General features: G+C 58.3%; 20 protein-coding genes. 9 read left to right on the forward strand and 11 right to left on the reverse strand.

Translation table 11 applies throughout. The features are described from left to right. Positions 1-20 precede the first annotated feature (20 nt). Positions 21-512 carry a CBS domain-containing protein gene (locus HP15_RS03655; protein WP_008176308.1) on the reverse strand — a complete coding sequence of 164 codons (492 nt, stop codon included), beginning with the start codon at positions 510-512 and terminating at the stop codon, positions 21-23. A gap of 82 nt (positions 513-594) precedes the next feature. Next, the gene (locus HP15_RS03660) at positions 595-1,329 is read right to left on the reverse strand and encodes an START domain-containing protein (RefSeq protein ID WP_014576241.1); all 735 of its coding nucleotides are present in this window, start codon (positions 1,327-1,329) and stop codon (positions 595-597) included. 137 nt (positions 1,330-1,466) lie between these two features. On the opposite strand from HP15_RS03660, the gene HP15_RS03665 reads away from it, so the two are divergent. Beyond that, positions 1,467-2,474 carry a DUF2804 domain-containing protein gene (locus HP15_RS03665; protein WP_014576242.1) on the forward strand — a complete coding sequence of 336 codons (1,008 nt, stop codon included), beginning with the start codon at positions 1,467-1,469 and terminating at the stop codon, positions 2,472-2,474. Between the two features lie 40 nt (positions 2,475-2,514). On the opposite strand, the gene minE is transcribed toward HP15_RS03665, so the two are convergent. The 5 genes from minE to HP15_RS03690 all read right to left on the reverse strand — a co-directional run bounded on the left by minE (position 2,515) and on the right by HP15_RS03690 (position 5,085). Then, complete coding sequence (gene minE / locus HP15_RS03670) at positions 2,515-2,766, reverse strand: cell division topological specificity factor MinE (protein WP_008176301.1); 252 nt, start codon at positions 2,764-2,766, stop codon at positions 2,515-2,517. A gap of 3 nt (positions 2,767-2,769) precedes the next feature. After that, positions 2,770-3,582 carry a septum site-determining protein MinD gene (gene minD, locus HP15_RS03675; protein WP_008176299.1) on the reverse strand — a complete coding sequence of 271 codons (813 nt, stop codon included), beginning with the start codon at positions 3,580-3,582 and terminating at the stop codon, positions 2,770-2,772. Between the two features lie 77 nt (positions 3,583-3,659). After that, the gene (minC, locus tag HP15_RS03680; protein ID WP_014576243.1) at positions 3,660-4,421 is read right to left on the reverse strand and encodes a septum site-determining protein MinC; all 762 of its coding nucleotides are present in this window, start codon (positions 4,419-4,421) and stop codon (positions 3,660-3,662) included. Continuing rightward, complete coding sequence (locus HP15_RS03685) at positions 4,418-4,807, reverse strand: HopJ type III effector protein (RefSeq protein WP_014576244.1); 390 nt, start codon at positions 4,805-4,807, stop codon at positions 4,418-4,420. The genes minC and HP15_RS03685 overlap by 4 nt, the downstream gene beginning before the upstream one ends. Beyond that, positions 4,807-5,085 (reverse strand): DUF1244 domain-containing protein, encoded by a 279-nt coding sequence (locus tag HP15_RS03690; RefSeq protein ID WP_014576245.1) that lies wholly within the window; start codon positions 5,083-5,085, stop codon positions 4,807-4,809. Before HP15_RS03690 ends, HP15_RS03685 begins: the two co-directional genes overlap by 1 nt. Positions 5,086-5,200: 115 nt before the next feature. Here HP15_RS03690 and dinB point away from each other — a divergent pair, with 115 nt between their 5' ends. Next, on the forward strand, positions 5,201-6,265 hold the full coding sequence (dinB, locus tag HP15_RS03695; protein WP_014576246.1) for a DNA polymerase IV: 1,065 nt from the start codon (positions 5,201-5,203) through the stop codon (positions 6,263-6,265). Here dinB and HP15_RS03700 read toward each other — a convergent pair. Continuing rightward, positions 6,262-6,810 carry a phosphatase PAP2 family protein gene (locus tag HP15_RS03700; protein WP_041644999.1) on the reverse strand — a complete coding sequence of 183 codons (549 nt, stop codon included), beginning with the start codon at positions 6,808-6,810 and terminating at the stop codon, positions 6,262-6,264. The genes dinB and HP15_RS03700 overlap by 4 nt on opposite strands. Next, positions 6,776-7,984 carry a glycosyltransferase family 4 protein gene (locus tag HP15_RS03705; RefSeq protein WP_008176287.1) on the reverse strand — a complete coding sequence of 403 codons (1,209 nt, stop codon included), beginning with the start codon at positions 7,982-7,984 and terminating at the stop codon, positions 6,776-6,778. Before HP15_RS03705 ends, HP15_RS03700 begins: the two co-directional genes overlap by 35 nt. Positions 7,985-8,110: 126 nt before the next feature. Between HP15_RS03705 and HP15_RS03710 the strand changes: the two genes are divergently transcribed. From HP15_RS03710 to HP15_RS03725, 4 genes are all read left to right on the forward strand, one after another. After that, positions 8,111-9,148 (forward strand): NADP(H)-dependent aldo-keto reductase, encoded by a 1,038-nt coding sequence (locus HP15_RS03710; protein ID WP_014576249.1) that lies wholly within the window; start codon positions 8,111-8,113, stop codon positions 9,146-9,148. A 226-nt stretch (positions 9,149-9,374) separates the two neighbouring features. Then, positions 9,375-9,698 carry a hypothetical protein gene (locus tag HP15_RS03715; RefSeq protein ID WP_008176283.1) on the forward strand — a complete coding sequence of 108 codons (324 nt, stop codon included), beginning with the start codon at positions 9,375-9,377 and terminating at the stop codon, positions 9,696-9,698. 127 nt (positions 9,699-9,825) lie between these two features. Then, complete coding sequence (locus HP15_RS03720) at positions 9,826-12,036, forward strand: acetyl-CoA hydrolase/transferase C-terminal domain-containing protein (RefSeq protein WP_014576250.1); 2,211 nt, start codon at positions 9,826-9,828, stop codon at positions 12,034-12,036. Beyond that, a complete protein-coding gene (locus HP15_RS03725) occupies positions 12,036-12,506 on the forward strand; it encodes an FKBP-type peptidyl-prolyl cis-trans isomerase (RefSeq protein WP_008176279.1) in 471 nt (156 codons plus the stop codon). The genes HP15_RS03720 and HP15_RS03725 overlap by 1 nt, the downstream gene beginning before the upstream one ends. Here HP15_RS03725 and HP15_RS21850 read toward each other — a convergent pair. Then, positions 12,424-13,284 carry a lysophospholipid acyltransferase family protein gene (locus HP15_RS21850; RefSeq protein ID WP_014576252.1) on the reverse strand — a complete coding sequence of 287 codons (861 nt, stop codon included), beginning with the start codon at positions 13,282-13,284 and terminating at the stop codon, positions 12,424-12,426. The two genes, HP15_RS03725 and HP15_RS21850, sit on opposite strands and share 83 nt — an antisense overlap. A gap of 17 nt (positions 13,285-13,301) precedes the next feature. Then, positions 13,302-14,063 (reverse strand): GNAT family N-acetyltransferase, encoded by a 762-nt coding sequence (locus HP15_RS03740; RefSeq protein ID WP_014576253.1) that lies wholly within the window; start codon positions 14,061-14,063, stop codon positions 13,302-13,304. A 246-nt stretch (positions 14,064-14,309) separates the two neighbouring features. Between HP15_RS03740 and HP15_RS03745 the strand changes: the two genes are divergently transcribed. The 3 genes from HP15_RS03745 (at position 14,310) to glpK (ending at position 18,427) form a co-directional block, all read left to right on the forward strand. Continuing rightward, entirely contained in the window at positions 14,310-15,047 is a 738-nt protein-coding gene (locus tag HP15_RS03745) for a response regulator (protein WP_014576254.1), read from the forward strand. A 165-nt stretch (positions 15,048-15,212) separates the two neighbouring features. After that, positions 15,213-16,688: an ATP-binding protein gene (locus tag HP15_RS03750; RefSeq protein ID WP_014576255.1), complete on the forward strand. Its 1,476-nt coding sequence runs from the start codon at positions 15,213-15,215 to the stop codon at positions 16,686-16,688. 257 nt (positions 16,689-16,945) lie between these two features. After that, positions 16,946-18,427 carry a glycerol kinase GlpK gene (gene glpK / locus HP15_RS03755; RefSeq protein ID WP_014576256.1) on the forward strand — a complete coding sequence of 494 codons (1,482 nt, stop codon included), beginning with the start codon at positions 16,946-16,948 and terminating at the stop codon, positions 18,425-18,427. Positions 18,428-18,431: the final 4 nt, after the last annotated feature.

Below are 18,431 nucleotides of genomic sequence, written 5' to 3' on the forward strand. Positions count from 1 at the left end.
GGCGCTACCTCTCTGGTGGCTCAGTCGTTATCGGCGCAGCGTTGCGTGAGTTCCTCATCCGAGATCACTTTCAGCATATCGTAAGTCGTTATGATGCCGGTAATTTTTGAATCATTGGTGACAAAAATCCGGTGCAGGTGCTCGCGCATCATGATATTCGCAATGTCGCGCACTGGCGTCTTCTCGTCAACCGATAAAACGATGGGGGTCATGATGTCCCGGACTTCTACCGGCACCTTGCCCATTTCCTCAAAGATCACCATTCGCAGGCGTCGGGCTTCCTCCCGCTCTTCGGGAGTCAGATGCCGGTCCGCATCGGAGCGCGTGGCGTTCCAACGGAATTCGGTGATGTCTTTAAGAGTGGCAATGCCGACAATTTCGCCGTCGTCATCGGTGACGGGGCTGCCGGTTATCTCGTTGTCGGTGAGGAAGCGGGCCAACCGGTCCATGGTCCAGGATTGCGGGACGGCCTTGATGCTGGGTGTCATGATCTCGTAGGCGAGAACGGTCATTGATCTGGGCTGCCTTCTAGAGTCCTTTCATAAAGCTTAGCGCGTGATACTCCGCGCGTCATCCCTTACTGTGCGCCGGGACTCAGGGTTTGTTCATGCGAAGGCCGGTCAGTTGGCCCTGCTCGTCATAAACCAGTTGGTACCCCTGGTACTTTTTACTGTTGGCAACGCGTTCCAGCGCTTCCATCGACCTCACTGGAATATCCACCAGCAGGGAGTTCACCAGCCAGCCGGGTAGCGCTCCGTTTGGGTCCGTGTGCTGGACCCACACCATCCGGGTGCTCTCCCCCTCTGGCGTGAACCGGTACAGGGTGTCCGAGCGATCGACTCTCACCCGGCTACTGTTTTCCGCCCGCTGATCGGGCATGGCGTTCAGATCCATGACGATCTCACCGGAGGCCTGGTCACCCCGTGTGCGTATGCGCAGGACATAGTCGCGGTCAGTAACCGGCCAGGGCATGTCATTCACGGAATAGGCAAAGCGATCGTGAAACACGCCATCGCCAAACGCATAGGATTCGGTGCAGTTGTGCACCCACTCGACGCAGGAACCGGGGTTGGCCATCACGGCCATCAGGTTTTCGATAGGCGCGTCGAGCACCGCCACGGCCTTGAAGGCCTTGAAGCTGGAGCCTGGCTGCTCGATGGTATAGACCCGGATGTGATCGGCTTCCTTGCGTAGCGTCCACGCCTCGTCGCTTTCACTGGGCAGTTCAGCACGGGCACTGGCGGCAACGGCGAACACCAGCAACGCACAGACCAGCCCACTGAGCACCGAGGCCCAGCCCTTAATGCCATGGGCTATGCTCTTTCTCATAGGGTACACTTCCTTGCAGATGGTGGGCCGAGTCTAGCATGGGGCTTTTGCCGGCATGGCCACGGAAACAGTGGATTGTGAACCAGGTAGCGACCTGTTGATTTGGTAACCGAAATTGGCCCGATCTGACGACGACTATGACCATGAAGAAACTTATCAACGGCAAAGGGCAGGTGATTCCGGGACTGTTGGATGAACCGGTAGAAGAGATCAACTACCTGGACTATGACCTGCGTACGGTGATGGACCGCCCGCGTTCAAAGCTGGCAAGACGCTGGCGGTTCAACCAGTTCCAGTTTGTCAGCGCCATGGGCCCGGGTTGGGTGTTTGGTCTGGCGGTGGTGGATCTGAAACTGCTGGGCAGCGGATTCTTCTATCTCTATGACTTCGAGACTGGCCAGATGATGGAGCAGTCTTTCCTTCAGCCATTGGCCCGGCAAACCTGCATTGAGCCACGGCCAGAGGAAGGGGTGACAAGGTTCAGCAAGGGCGAGGTAGCCGTGCGAATTGCGCCTTCCGCGGATGGCCGGACAATTACGGTCTCGGCCCCTGGAGGTATCCGTATTGAACTGACGCTTTCAGAGGATCGGGACCCGCTCCGGCTGGTATGCCCGGCCGGCTACAATGGCTGGGTATTTACCCGCAAGTCGGCAGGTTTGCCGGTGGAAGGGGAAGTGCGCTGGGATCATCGTATCTGGCGCTGCGACGAGCAGACTCGGGGATCCATCGATTGGAGCTGTGGCTTCATGCGCCGGGAAACAGCCTGGAACTGGGCCTGCCTGGCCGGCCAGCTTGCGGATGGCCGGTCCGTGGGATTGAACCTTGCCGCAGGGGTCAATGAGACGGGAATGACGGAAAATGCGCTCTGGCTGGATGGTGTCTGCCACAAACTGGGCGCGGCAAGGTTCCGTTTTGATCGCTATCAACCAGGCGGCGACTGGCATGTGAGCACCGAGGATGGTCGGGTCGATCTGCACTTTGTCCCCGCTGGTGTGCGCAAGGAAAAACTGGACGCCTGGGTACTGGCATCCAACTTCCGGCAGTACGTGGGCTCGTTCAGTGGAACGGTGACGGATGAGGCTGGCGGAAAAATTGAGGTTAAAGGTCTGCGGGGCCTGATGGAAGACCACTTTGCGAGGTGGTAAGAAATGGCCTGTCCCACCCGGGACAGGCCAGATAAGCGGGTTATCGCTCCGGTAGCGTGACGTTCAGCTCCAGTACCGAGCAGCTCTCGTTGCGGTCTACCTCAACCTGAACCATGTCGTCGCTGATCTGAACGTACTTTCGAATGACCTCCAGCAGCTCCTGCTGCAGCTGGGGCAGGTAGTCCGGCTGGTCACGTTGGCCCCGCTCGTGAGCCACGATAATCTGGAGGCGCTCTTTGGCCACGCTGGCGGTGTTCTTCTTTTTACCCTTGAAGTAATCGAGGAAACTCATCCCTTAGCCCCCCTTGAACATCCGTGAGAAGAAACCCTTCTTCTGGGACGTCATGAAACGGTGTTCCCGTTCCTCTCCCAGAAGGCGTGCAACCGCATCATCGTAGGCCTGGCCGGCATCGCTGTCCTCTTCGAGGATAACCGGCAAACCCTGGTTTGAAGCGTTCAGAACAATCTGGCTTTCCGGAATGACGCCCAGCAGAGGTATCGCGAGGATTTCCTCTACGTCCGCCACGGACAGCATCTCGCCCTTTTCGACACGGGACGGGTTGTAACGGGTCAGGAGCAGGTGTTCCTTGACCGGGTCCTGGCCCATTTCGGCTCGACGGGATTTGCTCTGCAGAATGCCCAGAATGCGGTCGGAATCCCGCACCGAAGACACTTCGGGATTGGTAACCACAATCGCCTCATCAGCGTAATACAGCGCCATCAGGGCACCATGCTCAATGCCGGCAGGAGAGTCGCAGACGATGTAATCGAAGGTCTCGGAAAGCTCGTTGATGACTTTCTCGACGCCATCTTTGGTCAGTGCTTCCTTTTCCCGCGTCTGGGAGGCCGGAAGGATGTACAGGGTATCGACCCGCTTGTCGCGGATCAGCGCCTGGTTCAGGGAGGCTTCGCCCTGGATCACGTTTACGAAGTCGTACACCACGCGACGCTCGCAGTTCATGATCAGGTCCAGGTTGCGCAGGCCCACGTCAAAATCGATGACTACTGTCTTGTGGCCTCGCTTGGCAAGGCCGGTGCTGATCGAGGCGCTGGTGGTGGTTTTGCCAACGCCGCCCTTTCCTGAGGTAACGACAATAATTCTAGCCAAGGTTCTGTTCCTGTTTCTCGGTGGATTCGTCGTGTCTGCCGAATTATCCGGTCAAGTTATTGTGTTCAGCTCCAAAATCAGGCCTTGTCCAGTGGCGTTACCACCAGCAGGTCGTCCCTGAGCTGGATTTGCACAGCGCTTTTCCAGCCATTGTCCTGAAGATCTTCGGAGATTTTATAGTGTCCCGCGATGGACACAAGCTCCGCTTCCAGCGATTGACAGAAAACCCGTGCGGATTCTGCGCCATGGATGCCGGCCAGTGCCCGGCCCCGAAGCGGGCCGTAAACATGGATGTTGCCCGCCGCGAGCACTTCGGCACCGGCCTGCACCGGTGCCAGGATAACCAGGTCACCTTCCGGTGCGTGGATCTGTTGGCCGGAGCGGACCGGCTGGGAGATGATTTTGGCCGGAGGTGGGTCACCGGCAGCGCTTGTCGAGGCTGCAACAACTGCCGCTTCCGCTTCGTCCGCGGCCGCCTGTTCGGCTTCATGGGTGCGATCCCGCTGACCGTTGCCGGGCAGCAGTGCCAGAGCAGCCCCCCGGGCCAGACGGCGCTGGTCGTCGGTGCCACCGCGAACGCCAATCACATGGATGTGGTTACGCCGGCAGGTGCCGATGATCTTGAAGAAATCCAGTTCACTGTCCAGTCCCTGGTATTTCTCCAAACTGATGATCAGCGGAATATCCTTGAAGAACCCGGGGGCCTGGCTGATCTTGTCTCGCAGTACTTCTTCAAATTCGCTGTCGTCAAAATAATAGAGCTCCAGGGCTGTCATGGACACGCTGGCGCTTTTTAGCTGAAAACCCTGTTTTACCCCGGAGGTGGCGGTATCGCTCATGAAGGAGTCTCTTCCCTGGTCATGTTGTCGGTTGGGTTCGGGCGCTGCCGCAGTGGCACGCCTTCGAAGCGGATGCCTGACCATCCTGTACTGATAAACTGGCGGATGTTGCCGTGGCTCTCGCCGGTCGGATCGTCCAGAACCTGCTGGTAGTGCTCGGCAAACAGCTTGAGCGTGTCCACTTCGCTCAAATTGCAGTACTGGCCCAGACCAAAGATCCGGCAGGAGCCGGCATTCTCGCCTTCTGCATTTACCAGCGGGCCATTGCGGAAGCCGCAGGGCTGGTACTCGAAGTGCTGTTCAATCAGGGCCAGGGAATCTTTGAAACTGGCGTGGCCAGCGTCCAGGGATGCCAGGTGAATCCTTACGGCATCGTTGACGCTCATTATTTGTGTTCCTGCTTGGGGCCTGTCTGATAGAGCGCCTTCCAGTCCTCGTACGGCATTCCGTAGATTTCTTCACGGGCCTGGGGATCTGAAATCTCGAAACCACGCTCATTCGCCTCTGCCAGGTACCACTTGGACAGACAGTTGCGGCAGAAGCCCGCCAGGTTCATCAAGTCGATATTCTGGACGTCGGTGTTTTCGCGCAAATGCCTGACCAGTTTACGGAAGGCTGCGGCTTCAATTTCGGTGCGTTCTGCTTCAGGAATCGGGTTGCTCATGATGGCCTCGCAATGGTTGATGCGCCGGTTGTTGGGGTTCCTGACATTCTCTGCATGTTAGCTTAAGATACAAGGCTGTATAAATGTACAGAAAGTCGACGCGAGCCCTCTGATTATGCCACAACGCAAGATCATCCATGTGGATTGTGACTGCTTCTACGCGGCCGTGGAGATGCGGGACGATCCCAGCCTACGGGATGTGCCGCTGGCGGTGGGTGGCGACGGCGGTCGGGGCGTGGTGACTACCTGCAATTACAAGGCCCGGGCGTACGGTGTGCGGTCGGCGATGCCCGGCAGCGAAGCGCGACGGCTGTGCCCGGGGCTGGTGATGGTGCCAACAGATATGGGCCGGTATCGAGCGGTCTCACAGCAGGTGATGGCTATCCTGCGGGAACTGACAGACCTGGTGGAACCGCTATCTCTGGACGAGGCCTTTCTGGACGTCTCCGATGTGACCGATCACAAGGGCAGTGCCACTCTTATGGCTCGCCACCTTCGGGAGCGGGTGCGCCAGGAAGTGGGTATCACTATTTCCGCCGGCGTGGCCCCCAATAAATTTCTCGCAAAGATTGCTAGTGACTGGGAAAAGCCGGACGGGCTGTTCGTGATTCGCCCGGAGGACGTTGCGGATTTCGTTCGGGGACTGCCGGTTGAGAAGCTGTTTGGAGTGGGGCAGGTGACCGCCTCGAAACTGCATGCTCTGGGGGTCAAGACCTGCGGCGACATGCAGGCGCTCGGGCCCGATGTATTGATTGAGCGGTTCGGCAAGCAGGGCTATCGACTCCACGAAATGGCCCACGGCCGGGATGAGCGGGCGGTGGTGGTGTCGCGGATTGCCAAGTCGGTAAGCGTGGAACGAACGTTTTCCCAGGATTTGCCAGATATGACCGCCTGCCAGACCGTCATGGCCTCACTGGTTGCGGATCTCAACCTTCGCCTGTCGCGCAAGGCCCGCCGAAAACCGATCCACAAACTCTTCATCAAGATCCGCTACAGTGATTTTTCAACCCATACCCTTGAGCGGGTTCGTGAGCAGGTCAAAGAGCCGGCTCTGGATGATTATCTGCCACTGCTGGCTGAGCTGGTCACCAACCGGGAGCGGCCGGTGCGGCTGCTGGGTTTGGGGGTGCGTTTCCGCAATGATGATGCGCCGGTTACCCAGTTGCGGCTGTTTGATTAGAACTGTAGCCAGCTCATGGCCGCGTAACCCATCAGGCCACCGATCAGGGCGCCGGCAGCGACATCGCTGGGATAGTGCAGGCCGAGGACCACCCTCGATGCCGCCACACTCAACGTAAACGGAAGCACGATGAGAGCCAGCGCCGGTTCCGCCACGGTCAGCATGACCTGAAAGCAGGCAGCGTGCAGCGTGTGGCCGGACGGGAAGCTGTAGCGGTCCAGGGGCCGTGTGCCGCAGTTGATGGCGGGGAAGGATATAAATGGACGTTCACGGATGAGCCAGCGCTTCAGTAACTTGTAGCTGAGGGTGCAGGTGAGGCCTGTCAACGCCATAAGCAGTGCCAGCCCTGGCCCGGATTCCGGGCGGAGAAAGGGGATGAACAGAATCAGTGCGTACCAGAACCAGCCGTCGCCGAGTCGGCTGACCAGTCGGAAATACCCGAGGGCGGGCCGGAACTGAACAGCGCGGTTAATAGATTGGCAGAAAGCGACTTCCCGCTGGTCTGCCAGTTCAAAGAAGCGAGATGCTTTGCTTGTTGATGGCATGGTATCCGGCCTTTGCGGTTTGGTTGAAAACCAGTTGTTCAAATTGTTCGATCTGCGAGTTCCAGTTCTGTTCCAGAGCGTCCAGCCTTGCCTGGGCCCTGATCCGGTTCAGCAGGGTTGGTTGATCGGCCAGGCGGAGAGCGCTGTCGACGTATGCTTCATCCTCGTCCAGAGGCACCTTCATGCCGTTTTCTTCGTGGCGTATGTGTTCGGCTGCTGCGGCGTCGTCAAAGCTGACGACGCCCAGTCCGCTGGCCATTGCCTCCAGCACCACGTTGCCGAAGGTGTCGGTTTTGCTCGGAAACAGGAACAGGTCCCCTGAGGCGAAATGGCGTGCCAGGTCGTCGCCCCGGCGGGTGCCGCAGAACACGTAATCGGGGTGGCGTTCAGCCAGCTGGCGCCGTAGCGGGCCGTCGCCAACCAGTATGAACCTGGCCTGGGGATGAAGGCCGCGAATACGTTCGAAGCAGGCAACCGCCATCCGAAGGTTCTTTTCCGGTGCCAGCCGGCCGACATACAGAATGGCGCGGTCATTGGCCTGCAAGCCCCAGGATTCCCGCAGTGCGCTGTCTCGCTTGTGGGGAGTAAAGCGATGACAGTCCACGCCCCGACTCCAGAGGCCGGTCGCTGGAATACCCATGGCGCGGGTCGTCTGCTGCATTTTTCGAGTTGGCACCAGGGTGATGGCCGTGCGGTTGTGGAACCATCGACCGTAGAGGCACAGCAACCTTTCCAGCATGCCGACGCCATAATAACGGCTGTAGCTGTGAAAATTGGTGTGGAAGCCCGAGCTGACCGGAATCCCTATCTGCCTTGCGGCTGTGGTCGCCGCAACGCCCAACGGGCCCTGAGTGGCAACGTAGACGGCATCGGGGCGGTCAGTGGTCAGGAGCTTTTTCAGATGGCCGGTTCGGGCCAGGCCAAAGCGCAGGTCCGCGTACCCGGGTAGCGGCAATCCGGTCACCACATGCTCACGGGAGAAAAGTGCCTCGCCAGCACTGGCAAAGTGGCCTTTACGCTCATGCTGCTGTCGCGGCCGTATAACCGTTACCCGGTGCCCACGTTGCATCAGCCCCTGGCAAAGCTGCCTGAGGGTGTTTGCCACACCATTGATTTCCGGCGGAAAAGTCTCCGAAACAATGGTAATGTGTTGTGAGCGCCGGTTGGCCTGCATGGTCTCGGTCACGGTGTTTCCTGTGCTTCCTTTGACATGCCTCTACTATGAAAAGCCGGCATGACAGTTATGCGACACTCCCGTGACATTCCCTTTACCCGTTAACCGAACCGAATCGGAGACGATATGCAAACGCGAAAGCTTGGAAAGACCGATCTCGACGTTACCCTGATTTGCCTGGGCACCATGACCTGGGGGGAGCAGAACACCGAAAAGGAAGCATTTGAACAGCTGGATTACGCAGTCGCCGAGGGTATCAACTTTATTGATGCCGCAGAGATGTACCCGGTGGCGCCCCGGGCGGAAACCCAGGGGCTGACCGAGACCTACCTGGGAAACTGGCTTGCCAGCAGGGGCAACCGCAACGACCTGGTAATTGCGTCGAAAGTGGCGGGACCGGGCAACGGACTGAAGTACCTGCGTAATGGTCCGCGCCTGACCCGGGATCATATTATGGAAGCCTGCGACGCCAGCCTGAAACGCCTGCAGACCGACTACATTGATTTGTACCAGGTGCACTGGCCGGATCGCAGCACGAACTTTTTCGGCAAGCTAGGTTACGAGCACAACCCGGAAGAGTCTTTCACGCCGATCGAGGAAACACTTGAAGCGCTGAATGATCTGGTTCGGTCCGGGAAGGTCCGGCACATCGGACTGTCCAATGAGACTCCCTGGGGCACCATGGAGTATCTGCGTCTGTCCGGCGAGAAAGGCTGGCCGAGAGTGGCCAGTATCCAGAATCCCTACAACCTCCTGAATCGGTCATTTGAGGTGGGGATGGCGGAAATTGCCCACCGGGAACAGGCCGGTTTGCTCGCCTACTCACCGCTGGCTTTTGGCATGCTCTCCGGCAAATATCTGGGCGGCAAGTGGCCTGAGAAAGCCAGAATGACCCTGTACGAGCGTTTCAGCCGCTACACCGGCAGTCGTGGCATGGATGCCACCCAGGCCTATGTTGAGCTGGCTCGGCAGAACGGATTGTCTCCGGTCCAGATGGCGCTGGCTTACGTGAACAGCCGCAGCTTTTTGACCAGCAATATCATCGGAGCAACATCCATGGAGCAACTGCGAGAAAACATAGGGTCCGCAAAGGTCACCCTGAGCCCCGAGGTACTGGAAGCGATAGAGGCCATTCACCGGGAATTCACCTACCCTTGCCCCTGAGCCCGCCGGCTTTGTTGGCTTGAACCCCCGGCTGAGAGGCGCTGGCCGGGGGTGCTGTTACAGTCTGAAATATCGGGGATCATAAATTGACAAAAAGATGCTGATCCCGTGACAAAAAGTCGGCGTCTTTGTGTGCAGATTCACATCTTTCCAGCCCTTAATCATTAGACTTAAGCCTAAGGTATCCGTAGACTCCCGTGTCGGAAAAAAGGTCTCAGGCAGTGTCATGATTATTCGAATCTTTGTTGCGTTACTCGCTCTCAATCTTGTTGCTTTCGTCGTTCGCGCCGAAGCATCCGAGCGCGTCTTCGAACAGGTCGAAAGCAAGACAGCCAGCGAGCAGATTTTCGAAATCCAGGAACGGGTTTCCGGTGATTTTGACGAGGACAGTTCCGATGCCTTTGCCGAAATCGGTTCCCGCCTGTTGAGCCTTACCTTCACCCGTTCGAAGCACTCCGGCAAGCATTATGCGTCAGATCCGGCTCAGGCCGACCATGGCATTGCGCTCCTGAACGAGGGTGCCTGCCTGAACCTGAAGTGGAACTTCTGAACCCCGCAATTCCCCGCACCCGGCAGTATCATCAAACCCCAGAATCATGATCTGGCGCATTGTCTGTGCCCGATGCTCGTGTGATCATCTCCGTTAACATGCTGATTAGCCAATAAGGAGCTTGGTAATGGCGGGTGATAGAGGGCAGTTATCAAATGATGTGAACGCCTGTGTTGACGAGGTGATTCGCCGGGTTGGCAAGGAGATTACTCTCGGTTTGCCGCTCGGGCTCGGAAAACCGGTTCGCTTTGTTAATGCGCTATACCAGCGGGCGAAAGACGATTCGGAAATCAGCCTGCACATTGTTACGGCACTGTCGCTGCTGGCGCCAAAGGGCGGCTCCTCGCTGGAAAAGCGTTTCATGGGGCCTTTTGTTGAGCGCCTCTATGGCCGGATTCCTGAACTGGCCTATGCCAGGGATGTATCGGCAAACCGTCTTCCTGAGAACGTTCAGGTCTCGGAGTTCTTCTTCAAAGCCGGCAGTTACCTGAACAATCGTTCCCAGCAGCGGCATTACGTGTGTACCAACTATACCCATGCCGTTCGCGATCTGATGGCGGTGGGTGTCAATGTCGTCGCCCAGATGGTGTCGCCGGGCGAGGCCCATGGGCAGCCCGGCCAGGTCAGCCTGAGCTGCAACCCGGATCTAACGCTGGACCTGATTCCCCTGCTCCGTGAGCGCGAGGCGGCTGGCACGCCGGTGGCGCTGGTGGCCGAGATGAACCAGAACCTTCCCTGGTTTGGCCATCATGCGGCGATTGAAGCAGACCGGTTCGATATCTTGCTTGATCAGCCTTCGGGAGACTATCCGCTGTTCTCAGCGCCCCAGATGTCGGTCAGCCCGGAAGACCACCTGATCGGATTCTACGCCAGTACCCTCCTGAAGGACGGCGGTACGCTCCAGGTTGGCATCGGCTCACTGGGCGCGGCCCTGGTCCACAGCGCCATTCTCAGACACAGTCACAATAAGGCCTGGCGGCAGGTGTTTGACCATCTCCAGGTTGATCAGCATTTCCCCGTCGTTCGCGAGGACGGTGGCGCCGGCCCCTTCGAGGAGGGGCTTTATGGCTGTAGTGAAATGATGGTGGATGGTTTCCTGTACCTGATGCAGGAAGGCATCCTTACCCGCGAGGTATACGATCACGCTGGTCTGCAGACATTGATCAATCGCGGTGATATTCCCAGCGAAGTGTCTCTCGCAACCCTCGATGTCCTGCGGCGCGAAAAGCTGATTGATAGCCCGTTGCGGGCAAAGGATGTTCATTGGCTGGTCCAGCACGGCATCTTTAAAGAAGCTGTCGAGTTCAAGGGCGGCCGGTTGCGTATTGGTGATCAGTCGGTCGAGGGTGATCTGGACAATCCGGAGGCCCGGCAGGCCATCGAAACCCTCATCCTCGGGGAACGGCTGACTGGCGGTATCGCCATGCACGGCGGTTTTTACGTTGGTCCCGAGCAGTTTTACCAGTACCTCAGGGAAATGACCGACGAGCAGCGTGCAAAAATCTGCATGACCAGCGTGAATTTCATCAACCACCTGTATGACCACCGGTTCGGAGACCAGAAGCTGAAAGCGGCGCAGCGCGTTCATGGCCGGTTCATCAATTCGGCTATGATGTACACCCTCAACGGTGCCGGCGTATCGGATGGTCTTGAGGATGGTCGTGTGGTTAGTGGCGTCGGTGGCCAGTACAACTTCGTTGCCATGGCTCACGAGCTGCCGGGCGCACGGTCGATCCTGTCGCTGCGCAGCACCCGATCATCCCAGGGCAAGGTACTGTCCAATATCGTGTTCAATTATGGTCATTGCACCATACCCCGCCATCTGCGGGACATCGTCATTACCGAGTACGGGATTGCCGATCTGAGAGGCCAGTCCGACGAGCAGGTCTTCCTGAGGCTGATCCGCATTGCAGACTCCCGGTTCCAGCAGGAGCTTCTGAAAAAAGCCCAGAAGGCGGGCAAGGTGGATCCTGCGTTCAGGCTGCCTGCCGACTGGTGTAACAATACGCCGCAAGCCATTCGTCGTGCCGTTGCGGCAGCGGGAGATGCCAGCCTGTTTCCGCCGTTCCCGTTTGGCAGGGACTTTACCGATGAGGAGCTGACGTTGGGGAAAGCCCTTAAGGGGCTCAAGGCCGCAACGGCCACTCGCCGTGGTAAACTGTCAACCCTGTTACAGGCCCTCCGGGCCCGGGATGACGAAGGCCGTTACGGGTCCCTGCTTGAGCGCATGGGCCTGCGTAACCCTTCAGGATTGCGGGACAAGCTGGATCGGCGACTGGTTATTCATGGCCTGCAACAGCTCGAAACACCACCGGATACAGGAAACTCGAAAACCTGATGACAGCTTCACAAGCAAGACCCGACGTTTTTACCGTTCACTATGTTTTGAAGAACAAGATCGGCGAGTTGGTTGATACTTCCGAAGGCAGTGAGCCCCTGCACTTCGTCTATGGCAGTCCCGAGATTATTGAAGGGATCCAACAGGCGGTGAAAGACCGCAACGTGGGCGATTGCCTCGAGGTAACGGTACCGCCGGCCATGGCGTACGGTGAGCACAAGCCCGAGCTGGTGCGCAAGGTGCCACGTTCACTGTTCGAAGGTATCGAGAACCTGCAGATTGGCATGAAGTTCCAGACCAACACGGGCGATGAAGCGCAGATCGTGCAGGTTGTCGGGATTGATGGCAACCTGGTTAAGGTGGACGCCAATCACCCATTGGCGGGCTTTACCCTGTACTTTGATCTGGAGATCGTTGGCCGCCGTGAAGCGACGGAAGATGAGGTAGCCCAGGGTCGTCCCTTGTTCTGAGGCACTCGGTTGCTGGTCTGTCGTATTCACCACGGTATATTCGGGTCAGTCCTTCCAGAACGGTCTCTCTCAGGCTGGCGGCGAACTCTCCGGCCGGGATCTTTTCCGACGGGTGCACAGGTTCGTGGAAGACTACGTCGACCCGGGCAGAAGGCTGGGCTAGCATCCGCAACAAATGGTGGTGGAACTCATCATCACCAATGAAGGGAGCCAGATGGTCGGGGCGGCCTTCCCGGCGATAGGCAATGGTGATCGGTTGTACCGGCGTTCTGCTCTCTGGAGCGGCCTTGAGCAACAGGCCATGGAACGGCAATACCGTCAGACCTGCGCTGGTGGTTCCTTCCGGGTATATCAAGACACTCTCCCCGGCGCGCAAATTCCCGGTGACCTGGTCCCGAACCCGGCGGGCCTGACCACCGCCGCGTCGAATGAAGAGCGTGCCGGCCTGTCGTGCCAGCCAGCCTATGACCGGCCACTGGCCGACCTCGGCTTTTGACAGAAACCGGATCGGTGCCAGGCTTCCCAGAATCGGAATATCTGACCAACTGATGTGGTTGCTGACGAACAGAACGGTCTCGTCGGAAGGTGAGCCGTGCTGGCGTATATTCAGTCCGAGGCACCGACAGGCCCAGCGGAAACAGAATTTGGCCCAGGGTGTCCGGTCGATAGCATTGCGGGTAACAATTTCAGTGATCCGCAGAGCGGCGGCCAACATTGTGGTGGCTGCAAGGAAGGCTATAAAGGCAGTGATCCGAACGGAGAGTCTCAGCCAGCTCATATCCCAGATTCCCGTCTTCAGGATGCCGAACGCATGAAGTGCCGGCTGTAGCGTCCGGCCAGTTTACTGACCTCCAGCACAACCAACAGGTCGGCACAGCGAAAATCCGGATCCCAGCAGGGCTCACCGCAGACACGGGCACCAAGACGCATGTAGGCTCGGATCAGCGCGGGAACGTCCACCGGTCGATCGCTGTCTCGGGTGTGTGTCAGATGCGGCATCGCGCGAAGTGGTTTTACCAGAAAGGCCGGATCGGCCAGATACTCGGTCTGGAGGTGGCGGGCGATGCGCCAGGCTTTCAGGCCTCCGTCAGACATGCCGATGCTCGCGCAGCCAATCATGTAGTCAACACCGCGCTCAACCAGATATTCGGCCACTGCCGACCAGAGCAGGCTGATGGTCGCGCCATTGCGATAATCCGGGTGAACACAAGTGCGCCCCAGCTCGGCTATGGTGCCGGGGAGTCTCTCCAGGGCGCTCAGGTCGAACTCCCCGGCCGAATAAAAGCCGCCAACATCTTTGGTGTCGTTCTGGTGCAGGATGCGTGTGGTCGCTACCAGTTCGCCCGAATCCAGGTCGGTAACGATCAGGTGGTCACACACTGCATCGAACTCGTCAGTGTCGATGCCGGGCGTTTGTGCGCCCAGGTCGCTGCCGTATTCCTCCGAAAATACCCGGTAACGCAGCCGCTGGGCCGCTTCGACCTGTCTGGGGCACCGGGTCATGTCGGTTTTCAGGCGACGGGCGCTGCGGCGGGCTTTCGCGGTTTGTGTGGTCATGGCGTCGTCTCTTTTGTTTCCATTTCCCGACAAGCCTATGAAGCCGGTATGACACATCGGTGACCACCAGGTGACGTGTCTGTGACATCGGGGTCCGATTGGCGGTTACGGGAGCTCTGTCACAGGGTGTAACGAAGCAGCGGTTCCATGTATATTTCTGAATAGCATGTATAATTGCTGTTACAGCAGGTTGCCTGTATCGTCAGGTACACAGAATGACCTGAAACCGGAATAACAAAACCAGAGATGGATGGCGTGGAACAGACAAACGAAAGTTGGCGAATTCTGATTGTCGAGGACGACGAGCGGTTGGCGGAGTTAACCCGCGAATACCTTGAAAGCAACGGGTTGACCGTCTCCCTGGAAACTCATGGTGGTGCCGCGGTAGAGCGGATCCGTAACGAGCAGCCGGATCTGGTGGTTCTGGATCTTATGTTGCCTGGCGAGGATGGGCTCTCCATTTGTCGACGCGTGCGCCCCTTCTTTTCCGGTCCGATCATCATGTTGACTGCCCGAACCGACGATCTGGACCAGGTCCTGGGTCTGGAAATGGGTGCCGATGACTATATTGGCAAACCGGTCAAACCCCGGGTGCTCCTGGCACGGATTCGCGCCATGCTGCGTCGGGTGACCGAAACCGGCTCGGGGTCGGCGGACGAGGCAGGGGGCGAAGAACCGGTGCGCCTCCAGTTCAATGATCTGGTTGTCGACCGCTCCATGCGGGAGGCCTGGCTGAGTGAAGAAAGCATTGATCTGACCAGCGCCGAATTTGATTTGCTCTGGTTGCTCGCCAGCAACGCGGGCCGCGTGCTTAGCCGGGAAGAAATCTTCACCGCCTTGCGTGGTATTGAATACGATGGTCAGGATCGATCCATTGATGTTCGCGTTTCCCGGATTCGACCCAAGATTGGCGATGACCCCATCCATCCGCGACGCATCAAGACCGTTCGTAGTAAAGGCTACCTGTTCGTAAAGGAAGCCTGACGATTCAGTCTCTGGAGCCGGTGTGCCATTCGCCCGCATACCGGTGTTCCATGCCAGGGTTGGTACCATGCCCCTGAAGTTCTTCCTCAAGCTTTATGCCCGCCTTGCCGGCCTGACCGCGCTGGTTGTTTTTTATGTGTCCTGCTGTTCACCGGGATCAACTCGGTGCGCTCCCAATTCTGGCATGAACGCTTCCCCGAGCCACTGATGCGCTGGCTGGCTGCGGCCCCGGCACCGTTACAGCAATACCACTGGCTGAGTTCGACGGTTGATCTTCGCATGGGGGCTGCTTCCCGTTTCAACCTGTCACCGGTGGCTCTGGAGCGACTTGGCTACGGCCAGGTGGTTGGCATCGACAGTGACGTTGGGTATCGGGTTCTGGTAACCGGACTGAGCGGAGAAATCCTGCAGCTGCGCCTGAACGAGCCCTACCGGGATGTGTCAGAAACCATTGGGTTGATTTTCCGGTGGCATCTTGATTCAGCCTCTGCGGATGATCGTCTCAATGTTGCCTCGCAAATGGCCCGTTCTCTCAATGTCCAAGTGCAGACCCTGGACGACGCCGACCTGCTGCCGGACTCTGACGTTCTGGACCAGGTCGCCGAGCGGGGCCTCGCCTTCTACACCGACGAATCAGACGGTTGCGGACGGGTGATCGTTCAGCTATCTGACGGTGAGTTGTACCGGATTGACATGCCCGCGGGGTTTGATCCCTGGGCCTGGCCGGTTGTCCTGCTGCTGGTCCTGGTGCTTGGCGGGGTTTTGGCCGTTGCCGTTTTCCTCGCGCTCCGGGAAGTGGACAGTAATCTCAGAACCGTTGAGTCGGTAGCGGTTCGAATCGCACGTGGAGAAATGAGCGCCCGGGTCCAGGCGGGCGAGGGAACGCTGGTAACCCGTCTGGCCTCGTCATTCAACGGTATGGCCGAACACATACAGCGCCTGGTGCAGGTGCAGCGGGAAATGATTCACGCGGTTTCGCACGAATTGCGCACTCCCGTGGCCCGTATCCGCTTTGGCGTCCAGATGATCGAGGACTGCCAGGACGAGGCTGCCCTGCAAAGGCAACTGGACGGTATTGATGGCGATATCCAGGAACTGGACGAGCTGATTGATGAGATCCTGACCTATGCGCGGCTGGAGCAGGGCGGCCCGGTTTTCTCGCTACAGGAAACCTCGATAACCGACATTGTCCGCCAGGTGGTCTCTGAGCAGCAGATGGTTCGGCCCGAGCTGAGTATCGAAGGCAACATTGATGAGGTCTCGGAACGTTGGGCGCTGTCGGATATTGAGCCTCGCTACCTGCATCGGGCGATCCAGAATCTGGTAGGCAACGCGGGACGCTACGCGGCTGGCAAGGTGCTGGTGAGCTGTCATTTCGATGAGGACAACTGTCGCGTTGACGTTGAAGACGATGGCCCCGGCATTCCAGAGGAAGACTGGGAGAAAGTGTTTACTGCGTTTGCCCGACTGGACGACAGCCGTACCCGAACCTCCGGCGGCTACGGCCTGGGTTTGTCTATTGTTCGCCGGATTCTCTACTGGCACGGAGGGCACGCCTTCGTCAGCAGGAGCGACACGCTTGGCGGTGCAAAATTCAGCCTGGTCTGGCCCAGAAAAAAACCCGTGGACTCCATTGTGTGAGCCAGACCCCCATCGCCTCACCTGATGTAACAAAGCAGCTACACAAGCACTACTGAAGTTTTTGGCGGGCCGGTCAATACTGCAGAGCGTAAGGGATGACTTTTGAGGTTGTAGTTCTTACGAACTTTCCTTGTTTCATTCGTCATTTTAGGGCCGGTTTTCCGGCCCTTTTTTATGCCTGCTCCCAAATTCCATATCGGTCACCCTTTCCCGTCTGCTCTGCTGTTAGAATTCCGGGAAACAAAAGGAGGCCGTCCATGACCCGTTATCTGCTTGCCATCGACCAGGGCACAACCAGTTCCCGTGCTATTGTTTTTGATCAAACGGGCAACAGCGTTGCAACCGATCAGCAGGAATTTCACCAGTATTTCCCGAAAGATGGCTGGGTGGAGCACGATGCTCGGGAAATCTGGGACAGCACTCTGGCGGTGTGTCGCGGCGCGCTCGACAAAGCGGGTATCGACGCCTCGGAGCTGGCGGGTATTGGTATCACCAATCAGCGGGAAACCACGGTGATCTGGGACCGGGCAACCGGCGAGCCGATCTACCACGCCATTGTCTGGCAAGACCGTCGAACCGCGTCCTGGTGTACCAAGCTGAAATCCGACGGCCATGAGGACACGGTTGTTGAACGAACCGGGCTGTTAATTGATCCCTACTTTTCGGCCACCAAGATAGCCTGGATTCTCGATAACGTGGAGGGCGCCCGCGCCCGGGCCGAATCCGGTGCACTGGCTTTTGGAACGGTGGACAGCTGGCTGCTCTGGAACCTGACGAACGGAAAATCCCACTGCACCGATGCCACCAATGCCTCGAGAACGGCTCTTTTCAATATTCACAAGCAGGACTGGGACGACGATCTTCTGGCACTGTTTCGCGTGCCGCGGGCCTTGCTGCCGGAAGTACTCGATAGCGCCGCAGACTATGGCACCGCTGAAGCACAGTGGTTGGGCGCGCCAGTTATGATTGCCGGCATTGCAGGGGATCAGCACGCGGCTCTCGTGGGGCAGGCCTGCTTTTACCCGGGCATGGCCAAGAGCACTTACGGCACCGGCTGTTTTCTCATGCTCAATACGGGCGATAAGGCCGTTCGGTCCGAGAACAGGTTGCTGACCACCATGGCCTATCGGCTAAACGGCAAGCCCTGTTACGCGGTAGAAGGGAGTATTTTTGTTGCCGGTGCTGCCATGCAGTGGTTGAGGGACGGGCTCAAGCTGATTGCCCACGCCAATGAATCTTCCGCCCACGCGGAGGCGGTCGGAGTCGACAATCCGGTTTACCTGGTTCCGGCGTTTACCGGCCTGGGAGCCCCTCATTGGGATCCTCATGCTCGCGGCGCCATCATGGGCTTGACGCGGGATACGGGCATTGGCGAGATCGTTACCGCCGGCCTGCAGTCGGTCTGCTATCAGACCAAGGATCTGGTGCGGGCGATCCAGAACGACGGCGCCCGACTTGAATCGTTGCGCGTGGATGGCGGTATGGTGGTGAACGACTGGGTGATGCAGTTCCTGGCCGACATACTGAATGTCACCGTTGACCGGCCCCGGGTTACAGAGACAACCGCTCTCGGAGCTGCCTACCTTGCGGGACTGCAGACAGGTGTTTTTGACAACCTGGAGCAGATCTCCGCGCTCTGGGAATGTGAGCGGCAGTTCCACCCGGAAATGCGCCCGGCTTTGCGAGAATCTCTCTATGCTGGCTGGCTGGATGCTGTCGAGCGCGTCTGCAACAACTGAATCT

The organism is Marinobacter adhaerens HP15 (genome assembly GCF_000166295.1).
Classification (GTDB): domain Bacteria; phylum Pseudomonadota; class Gammaproteobacteria; order Pseudomonadales; family Oleiphilaceae; genus Marinobacter; species Marinobacter adhaerens.

Bases quoted from the DNA above. Each gene is read 5' to 3' on its own strand.
- HP15_RS03655 (WP_008176308.1), bottom strand. From the start codon at position 512: ATGACCGTTCTCGCCTACGAGATCATGACACCCAGCATCAAGGCCGTC.
- HP15_RS03660 (WP_014576241.1), bottom strand. From the start codon at position 1,329: ATGAGAAAGAGCATAGCCCATGGCATTAAGGGCTGGGCCTCGGTGCTC.
- HP15_RS03665 (WP_014576242.1), top strand. From the start codon at position 1,467: ATGACCATGAAGAAACTTATCAACGGCAAAGGGCAGGTGATTCCGGGA.
- minE (WP_008176301.1), bottom strand. From the start codon at position 2,766: ATGAGTTTCCTCGATTACTTCAAGGGTAAAAAGAAGAACACCGCCAGC.
- minC (WP_014576243.1), bottom strand. From the start codon at position 4,421: ATGAGCGATACCGCCACCTCCGGGGTAAAACAGGGTTTTCAGCTAAAA.
- HP15_RS03685 (WP_014576244.1), bottom strand. From the start codon at position 4,807: ATGAGCGTCAACGATGCCGTAAGGATTCACCTGGCATCCCTGGACGCT.
- HP15_RS03690 (WP_014576245.1), bottom strand. From the start codon at position 5,085: ATGAGCAACCCGATTCCTGAAGCAGAACGCACCGAAATTGAAGCCGCA.
- dinB (WP_014576246.1), top strand. From the start codon at position 5,201: ATGCCACAACGCAAGATCATCCATGTGGATTGTGACTGCTTCTACGCG.
- HP15_RS03700 (WP_041644999.1), bottom strand. From the start codon at position 6,810: ATGCCATCAACAAGCAAAGCATCTCGCTTCTTTGAACTGGCAGACCAG.
- HP15_RS03705 (WP_008176287.1), bottom strand. From the start codon at position 7,984: ATGCAGGCCAACCGGCGCTCACAACACATTACCATTGTTTCGGAGACT.
- HP15_RS03710 (WP_014576249.1), top strand. From the start codon at position 8,111: ATGCAAACGCGAAAGCTTGGAAAGACCGATCTCGACGTTACCCTGATT.
- HP15_RS03715 (WP_008176283.1), top strand. From the start codon at position 9,375: ATGATTATTCGAATCTTTGTTGCGTTACTCGCTCTCAATCTTGTTGCT.
- HP15_RS03720 (WP_014576250.1), top strand. From the start codon at position 9,826: ATGGCGGGTGATAGAGGGCAGTTATCAAATGATGTGAACGCCTGTGTT.
- HP15_RS03725 (WP_008176279.1), top strand. From the start codon at position 12,036: ATGACAGCTTCACAAGCAAGACCCGACGTTTTTACCGTTCACTATGTT.
- HP15_RS21850 (WP_014576252.1), bottom strand. From the start codon at position 13,284: ATGAGCTGGCTGAGACTCTCCGTTCGGATCACTGCCTTTATAGCCTTC.
- HP15_RS03740 (WP_014576253.1), bottom strand. From the start codon at position 14,063: ATGACCACACAAACCGCGAAAGCCCGCCGCAGCGCCCGTCGCCTGAAA.
- HP15_RS03745 (WP_014576254.1), top strand. From the start codon at position 14,310: ATGGATGGCGTGGAACAGACAAACGAAAGTTGGCGAATTCTGATTGTC.
- glpK (WP_014576256.1), top strand. From the start codon at position 16,946: ATGACCCGTTATCTGCTTGCCATCGACCAGGGCACAACCAGTTCCCGT.